The organism is Pedobacter sp. 05L430 (genome assembly GCF_056397585.1).
The window spans coordinates 1-6,872 of the sequence record NZ_JBFTNT010000305.1 but is presented as its reverse complement, the minus strand read 5'-3'; the positions used below and the strand labels follow the sequence as shown (position 1 = coordinate 6,872).

Annotated in this window: 9 protein-coding genes; 7 read left to right on the top strand and 2 right to left on the bottom strand. The window is 40.1% G+C overall.

Going from position 1 to position 6,872, the window contains the following annotated elements; all coding sequences use genetic code 11:
• Window positions 1-183: 183 nt before the first annotated feature.
• The 7 genes from AC1DG9_RS23225 (at window position 184) to AC1DG9_RS23195 (ending at window position 5,438) form a co-directional block, all read left to right on the top strand.
• Window positions 184-1,290 (top strand): carboxylate-amine ligase, encoded by a 1,107-nt coding sequence (locus AC1DG9_RS23225; RefSeq protein WP_337716940.1) that lies wholly within the window; start codon window positions 184-186, stop codon window positions 1,288-1,290.
• Complete coding sequence (locus tag AC1DG9_RS23220; RefSeq protein WP_337716942.1) at window positions 1,287-2,120, top strand: type 1 glutamine amidotransferase; 834 nt, start codon at window positions 1,287-1,289, stop codon at window positions 2,118-2,120. The genes AC1DG9_RS23225 and AC1DG9_RS23220 overlap by 4 nt, the downstream gene beginning before the upstream one ends.
• 2 nt (window positions 2,121-2,122) lie before the next feature.
• The gene (locus tag AC1DG9_RS23215; protein WP_337716944.1) at window positions 2,123-3,310 is read left to right on the top strand and encodes a hypothetical protein; all 1,188 of its coding nucleotides are present in this window, start codon (window positions 2,123-2,125) and stop codon (window positions 3,308-3,310) included.
• 50 nt (window positions 3,311-3,360) lie between these two features.
• Window positions 3,361-3,519 (top strand): FeoB-associated Cys-rich membrane protein, encoded by a 159-nt coding sequence (locus AC1DG9_RS23210; RefSeq protein ID WP_172662124.1) that lies wholly within the window; start codon window positions 3,361-3,363, stop codon window positions 3,517-3,519.
• A gap of 9 nt (window positions 3,520-3,528) precedes the next feature.
• Window positions 3,529-4,125, top strand: coding sequence for a Crp/Fnr family transcriptional regulator (locus tag AC1DG9_RS23205; protein WP_477635327.1), 597 nt, complete (start codon window positions 3,529-3,531; stop codon window positions 4,123-4,125).
• 87 nt (window positions 4,126-4,212) lie between these two features.
• Window positions 4,213-4,677, top strand: a complete 465-nt coding sequence (locus AC1DG9_RS23200; protein ID WP_477635326.1) for a YceI family protein — start codon at window positions 4,213-4,215, stop codon at window positions 4,675-4,677.
• On the top strand, window positions 4,674-5,438 hold the full coding sequence (locus AC1DG9_RS23195) for a pirin family protein (protein ID WP_477635325.1): 765 nt from the start codon (window positions 4,674-4,676) through the stop codon (window positions 5,436-5,438). Before AC1DG9_RS23200 ends, AC1DG9_RS23195 begins: the two co-directional genes overlap by 4 nt.
• 55 nt (window positions 5,439-5,493) lie before the next feature.
• Here the strand turns inward: AC1DG9_RS23195 and ispF are convergent, their stop codons facing one another.
• Both ispF and porV read right to left on the bottom strand, forming a co-directional pair.
• Window positions 5,494-5,970 carry a 2-C-methyl-D-erythritol 2,4-cyclodiphosphate synthase gene (ispF, locus tag AC1DG9_RS23190; protein WP_172662128.1) on the bottom strand — a complete coding sequence of 159 codons (477 nt, stop codon included), beginning with the start codon at window positions 5,968-5,970 and terminating at the stop codon, window positions 5,494-5,496.
• A 26-nt stretch (window positions 5,971-5,996) separates the two neighbouring features.
• The coding region (gene porV / locus AC1DG9_RS23185; RefSeq protein WP_477635324.1) for a type IX secretion system outer membrane channel protein PorV at window positions 5,997-6,872 on the bottom strand (876 nt) is incomplete at its 5' end.

The following is a 6,872-nucleotide window of genomic DNA, read 5'->3' as shown; positions in this document are numbered from 1 at the left end:
GTTGAAACCTCGGCACAGTATGCAATAGAAAGAGCAAAGGCTCAAATCGACGGGCAAGACAATTTAACATGGGGAGCGTATGTTAAAGCCTCGGCGGCAGGGTTATCATTAGACGGTAAAACCAAACCTAAAAAAGCTCCCGCTACAAAAAAATAATCAGGGATAAACAGGAGGGAATGAATTATGATGAATGAATTTACGCTTGGTGTAGAAGAAGAATACATGGTGGTTGATCCGGTAACCCGTGAACTTACCTCACATGATCAAAAAATAGTTGAAGCGGCTCAAAAAATACATAAAGATCAGGTTAAAGCTGAAATGCATCAGGCTGTTGTAGAAGTAGGAACAGGAATTTGTAAAAACACGGAGCAGGCACGAGCCGAAATCTCGCAATTAAGGTATACGGTTTCGCAGCTGGCAGGGGAGCAAGGGTTAAGAATTGGTGCGGCAGGCACACATCCTTTTTCCCATTGGGAAAAACAGCTGATCACTGAGCATCCACGTTATAGTGAAATCGTAAATGAGTTGCAGGAGGCTGCAAGATCCAATCTGATTTTTGGCTTACATGTACATGTCGGTTTCCAATCCAGGGAGCTTGCCATTCATATTGCAAATCAGGTGCGCTATTTTTTACCGCATGTGTTTGCCCTATCTACCAATTCCCCCTTCTGGGAAAGCAGGAACACGGGATACAAATCTTTTAGAACTAAGGTGTTTGATAAGTTCCCCAGGACGGGCATTCCTGATATTTTCAATAGCATTGAAGATTACGACAACTATGTTAAGCTGCTCATTAAGACCAATAGCATTGACAATGCCAAAAAAATATGGTGGGACATCAGGGTACACCCTTTCTTTGAAACCATAGAGTTCAGGATTTGCGATTGTCCAATGTTGATTGATGAAACCATGGCTTTTGTAGCCTTATTTCAGGCCCTTTGTGCCAAGTTGTATAAACTACGCCTGCAGAATATGAAATTTATCAGCTATTCCAGAGCCCTGATAAATGAAAATAAATGGAGGGCTGCCCGTTACGGCATTGACGGGAATCTAATTGATTTTGGTAAGGAGATGGAGGTAAACTGCAGAAATCTGATATTGGAATTACTGGATTTTATTGACGATGTGGTAGATGATCTGGGCTGCAGAAATGAGATCAACTATGTACTTAAAATACTTGAGAATGGAACCGGGGCTGATAGGCAATTGGCTGTTTACGAACAAAGTGGTAACTTTGAGGCCGTAGTAGACTACATTACTACTCAAACATTAATTGGGGCTAAGCAGTGAGCATAATAGATAGAAATAAGATTAGGGTTGCCGTAATTGACATGAATAATGGCGTGACCAACCAGGGGATGCGTGGGATACAGGAAATCTTGTTGCGCTATCGCGTGGAGAATGATATAGATCTGGGGTATGATATTTTTGACTTAAGACAGCGGGGAGAAATCCCTGATGAGCATTATGATATCTATATTTCAAGCGGGGGCCCGGGAAGTCCCTTTGATGGTGTGGGGGAAAAATGGGAAAGTGACTTTTTTAACCTGCTAGGTAAAATAGAAACCCATAATCAGATCAGCCAACAGAAAAAACACGTTTTTTTAATCTGTCACTCTTTTCAAATGGCTTGCAGAAAGTATCATGTTGGAGAAGTGATCAGACGAAAATCAACCGCTTTTGGCATTTTTCCTGTGTTTTTAACGGAAGAAGGGGAAAATGATTTAATTTTTAGTGGTTTACCTAATCCATTATATGCTGTTGACAGTCGCGACTGGCAGGTGATAAATCCTGATGATGTGCTATTTTCCAACTCGCAGGCCAAGGTCTTGGCTTTGGAAAAAGAAAGACCACATGTTGATTTGGAACGCTGTGTAATGTCGGTTCGTTTTACCAACGAAATAATCGGAACACAGTTTCATCCCGAGGCAGATCCTGTTGGGATGAAAATGTATCTGTTACAGGATGATAAGAAGAAAGCAATTACCGAGAGTTACGGGCAGGAAAAATATGAAGACATGTTGTCAAGTCTTGACAATCCTGATAGAATTAAACTCACGCAGAGTGTTATTCTGCCTAACTTTTTAACTGAGGCATTAAATGCCTTACAGGAAGCGTAACTATGATTAGCAAATACAGGGGCCAGTTTAACAGTTCCTTCACGGAACAGAAGTACAAAAGCTTTTTAAAAATTCTGGAATCCGGATTAACAAGCATCCCTTTTAGAGTTGCCGAAACTCCTGTGTTTATTCCTTCAGATCTGCAGAAGAAACTAATTGATGCAGGGGAAGAAATCATAAAACTCATAAAGCAGCCTGACTTTAAGGCACTTACTAAAGATGCTATTCCCTCAAATTGGAATGTTCCAAATGAAAATGAACACCCGCATTTTTTAACTTTCGATTTTGGGATATGCAAGGATGCAAATGGTCTTTTGACACCAAAGCTAATTGAAATGCAGGGTTTCCCCTCCTTATATGGATTTCAGCCTGAGCTGGGGAGGGTTTATAAGGAGTCGTATGAATTGCCTGCGGCTTTAACCCCGTTTTTTAATGGATTGGATGAGCAGAAATACGTTAGCCTACTTAAAAGGGTAATTATTGGCGATTACGCACCTCAGGAGGTAGCACTAATGGATATTGATGCGCCGAATCAAAAAACAGCAATTGATTTTTTAATTACCCAAAAATATTTAGGTATAAAAATTTTGAGCCTGACAGATATCTTTAAAGAAGGGAATGCGCTATTCTATAAAGAGGAAGGAAAAAAAATACGGTTAAAAAGGATTTACAACCGATTGATTTTTGATGAAGTTGAAGATAAAACAGCTCTTTTTGAGCAATGCTTTGATCCCCGATCAGAAATTGATGTGGAATGGATCACACACCCAAACTGGTTTTACAGGATCAGTAAATATACCATGCCCTTTTTGAAAAGCGAATTTGTACCAGAAACTCATTTCCTAGATACGTTAACTGAAATCCCTTCAGATCTCGAAAACTATGTTTTAAAACCCTTGTTTTCTTTTGCAGGCATGGGTGTGATTATTGATGTAACAAAAGCGGACATCGCTGAAATTAAAGACCCGAAGAATTGGATACTTCAGCGAAAAGTTGTTTATGAGCCCATTGTGCAATCGCCGGATGGTGGGGTAAAACTGGAAATCAGATTGATGTATTTATGGGCGGATGGCCAGGAGCCCCAGTTGTGCATTAATTTAGCACGCTTAAGCAGAGGAAAAATGATTGGCGTGAGATACAATAAAGACTTTGATTGGGTTGGTGGCACGATTGGCCTTATGGAAAAGTAAATTTACAATTAACAGACCTGCGAGAAGCAGGCATTAACTAATTTTGGGATATGGATATTCAGACTATTCTGGTAATTATACTGTTTGCGGGGGCATTATTTTATGTTGGCCGCATCGTTTATCGCTCAATAGCACCTAAAAATGGTGGCTGTGGTTCCAACTGCAAGTGTGGCGTAGATTTTTCCAATGTTAAAATAGACAAGAAATAGATTTTATCTATGACAGCCTTACTTGAGCCATTTAAAACTTATTTAAAAAACAAAGTAGCGATAACTGATGAGCAGTTTGGCCTCATTTCTGACAAACTTAAAGTAAAAACCTTCGATAAAAACGAGATGATCCTGATGAAGGRCGAAGTTTTATCTCATGGCTTTTTTGTTTTAAGTGGTCTGTTACGCAGTTATTCAATAGATAGTAAGGGGAAGACGCATATCATTCAGTTTGCCCCCGAACAATGGTGGCTTTCGGAACGTAACGGGATGTTCAATGAAGCATCAGAGTTTTTTATTGATGCCATTGAGCCTACAACAGCTATTGCAGTAAACAAGGATTTTATGAATGATGCTGCAAAGCATGTTCCCTGCATGAGTGACCTTAATAGCACCATGCTCAATAATTCCATCCGGTTTATGCAGAAAAGGATCAATATGCTTTTAAGTGCTACAGCCGAAGAACGCTATCTGAATTTTATAAAATTATATCCAAATCTTACCTTAAGGGTGCCACAGTGGATGATTGCCTCTTATTTAGGCATTACACCTGAATCATTAAGCAGGGTCCGTAAAGACCTGGCGCATAAGCATTTTAAACCTTAGTGTTTTCTTATCATAGGTCAATGTGGGGCCAAACATCTGTTTGTAATTTTGTGTTGTAATTAAAGAACAACTTAAAAAAACAATATTATGGCAACTACACAATGGGTTTTAGACCCGACCCACAGCGAATTACAATTTAAAGTTAAACACTTAATGATTACTACTGTAACCGGTAGTTTGCACCTGATCAGCGCGACATTAACTTCAGAAGGTGACGATTTCGAAAACGGAAAGGTTACTTTTGAAGGCGAAACCTCCTCTATCAATACCGGAAACGCTGACAGAGACAATCACTTAAAAAGTGCTGATTTTTTTGATGCAGAAAATTTCCCTAAAATCACTTTTGAATCTACCTCATTAACAAAAGACGGTGATGATTACATTTTAAATGGAAATCTGACAGTTAAAGGCGTTACCAAACCGGTAGAATTGAATGCTGAATTTGGTGGTATCGCAACTGATCCATGGGGCAATACAAAAGCTGGTCTCATATGGTTGGCGATGGCTTTAKGGTGCACAATTTTTTTCCGAAAGGTTATAAAATTAAAATGAGTCCATTCTTTCTGCTGGACTATAACGCCAGGATAGAATTCTCTGCACGTAACGAGCCCAGARGTGTAGGTGTTCATCCTCATAGAGGGTTTGAGACGGTAACCATTGCATACCATGGCGCAGTTGCACATCATGACAGCGCAGGCAACAGCGGTGTAATTTATCCCGGTGATGTGCAATGGATGACCGCTGGAAGTGGGATATTACATAAAGAATATCATGAAGAGCAGTTCAGTAAAAAAGGCGGAGCCTTTCAAATGGTTCAGTTGTGGGTGAATTTACCTGCAAAAGATAAAATGACCTCACCAAGGTATCAGGATGTAAAGCATAGCGAGATGGCAAAATACAATCTGGAGAATGGAGCTGGTGAAATTGAGGTAATTGCAGGTGACTATAACGGGACCAGAGGGTCTGCAACCACCTTTACCCCACTTAATTTATTCAATGCCCGGCTAAATGAAGGAGGCAAAGCATTTTTTAATTTTCCTGCCGGACACAATACTGGTTTTGTAGTTATAGAAGGTCGTGTAAAAATTAATGATACTGAAATTGCCAAAACTGATCAGTTTGTTCATTTCAAAAATGACGGTTCGATAATAACAGCTGAGGCCTTGGAAAACTGCATTATCCTGATATTAAGCGGCGAGCCGATAAATGAACCGATTGCTCAGTACGGACCTTTCTTAATGAACAAGCCAGAAGAGGTACAGCAAGCGATAAATGATTACAACCAGGGTAAATTTGGATACCTTGACGAATAATAGGTACTTTTTTGATTTTTAGGAAACCGGAAAGCTTTACAGCCCTCCGGTTTTTCTATTTCTCGATAAGGCATACCGCGTAGGCGACTACGCCCTCTTCCCTGCCTATAAAGCCCATTTGCTCATTGGTGGTCGCTTTTATAGAAATATCATCAATAGACATTCCAATTGCTTCCGCTATATTCTTTTGCATCTGGGGAATATGGGGATTAATTTTTGGCGCTTCCAGGCAAAGCATTGCATCGATATTACCAATCTGCCATCCCTTGTCTTTAAGAAGCTTTACACTTTCCTTTAGGAGGATCAGACTGCTTATTCCTTTCCACTGAGGGTCGGTATTCTTAAAATGAAAGCCAATGTCTCTTAAATTCGCAGCGCCTAACAAGGCGTCGCAAATTGCATGGAGCAAAACATCTGCATCGGAATGGCCAAAAGCTCCTTTATGATGTTCCAGATGAACTCCGCCTACTACAAATGGGTGATTATCCTTTAACTGATGCACATCGAACCCAAACCCTACTTTAATTTTCATTTGTTAAATTATGTTGTTATATACTGTTATTTGGCATCGCCAAAATTGAAAAGCAATGTAAAGCGTAATGTATTTGCCAATGGACTCTTTTGTGCATTGGCCGCCAGATACGCAAAATCGATATTGAAGACATTGTATTTTAATCCGGCACCAAGTGTAAAATATCTTCTATCACCCTTTTGCGGGTTCTCATAAAAATACCCGGCTCTTAGCGCAAACTGCTGGTTGTACCAATACTCCACGCCTGCAGCGATATTAACTTCCCTTAATTCTTCTGAAAATCCTCCCGGAGCGTCGCTAAATGAACCAAATATTCCAGATGGTACCGAGCGATCAGGATCCTTTCCCGCTAAGATCCTTCCATTTTCATCATATATTGGTTGAGTTGGCACCAGAAGCTTGTTAAAATCAAGCGCAAAAGTAAACTGATTGTAATCGTCGATTAAAAAGGTTGAGGCTCCTCCTATTTTAAAGTTTGTGGGCAGAAAGTTCTTTTCCCCACCCTGTACATAGCTGATTTTTGTTCCAATATTTGAGATGTTAATTCCGGCGGAGAGGATCGCATCTTTACCCAGGAAAATAGTCGGTTTTTTGTAATATGCAGAAACATCAACTGCAATTGCTGAGCCAGCCTGCGTTTGCTGTCCTGCTGCAAACTGACCTGACAACAAATTGGAATAAATGTATCTCAATGAGGTACCTAGTGAAAACGAGCTGCCAAATCTTCTGGCATAGGTTACGTCCAATGCTAGTTCATTTGGACTATAAACTCCTAGATCTTGCTGGTTAATGTCTACGAACTGTATTTCACCCAAAGAAAAATACCTTAAAGAGCTCCCCAGGGTACTCTGGTCATCAAGTTTATAAAACCCACTTAAATAGGCCAGATTAATATCAGGAAC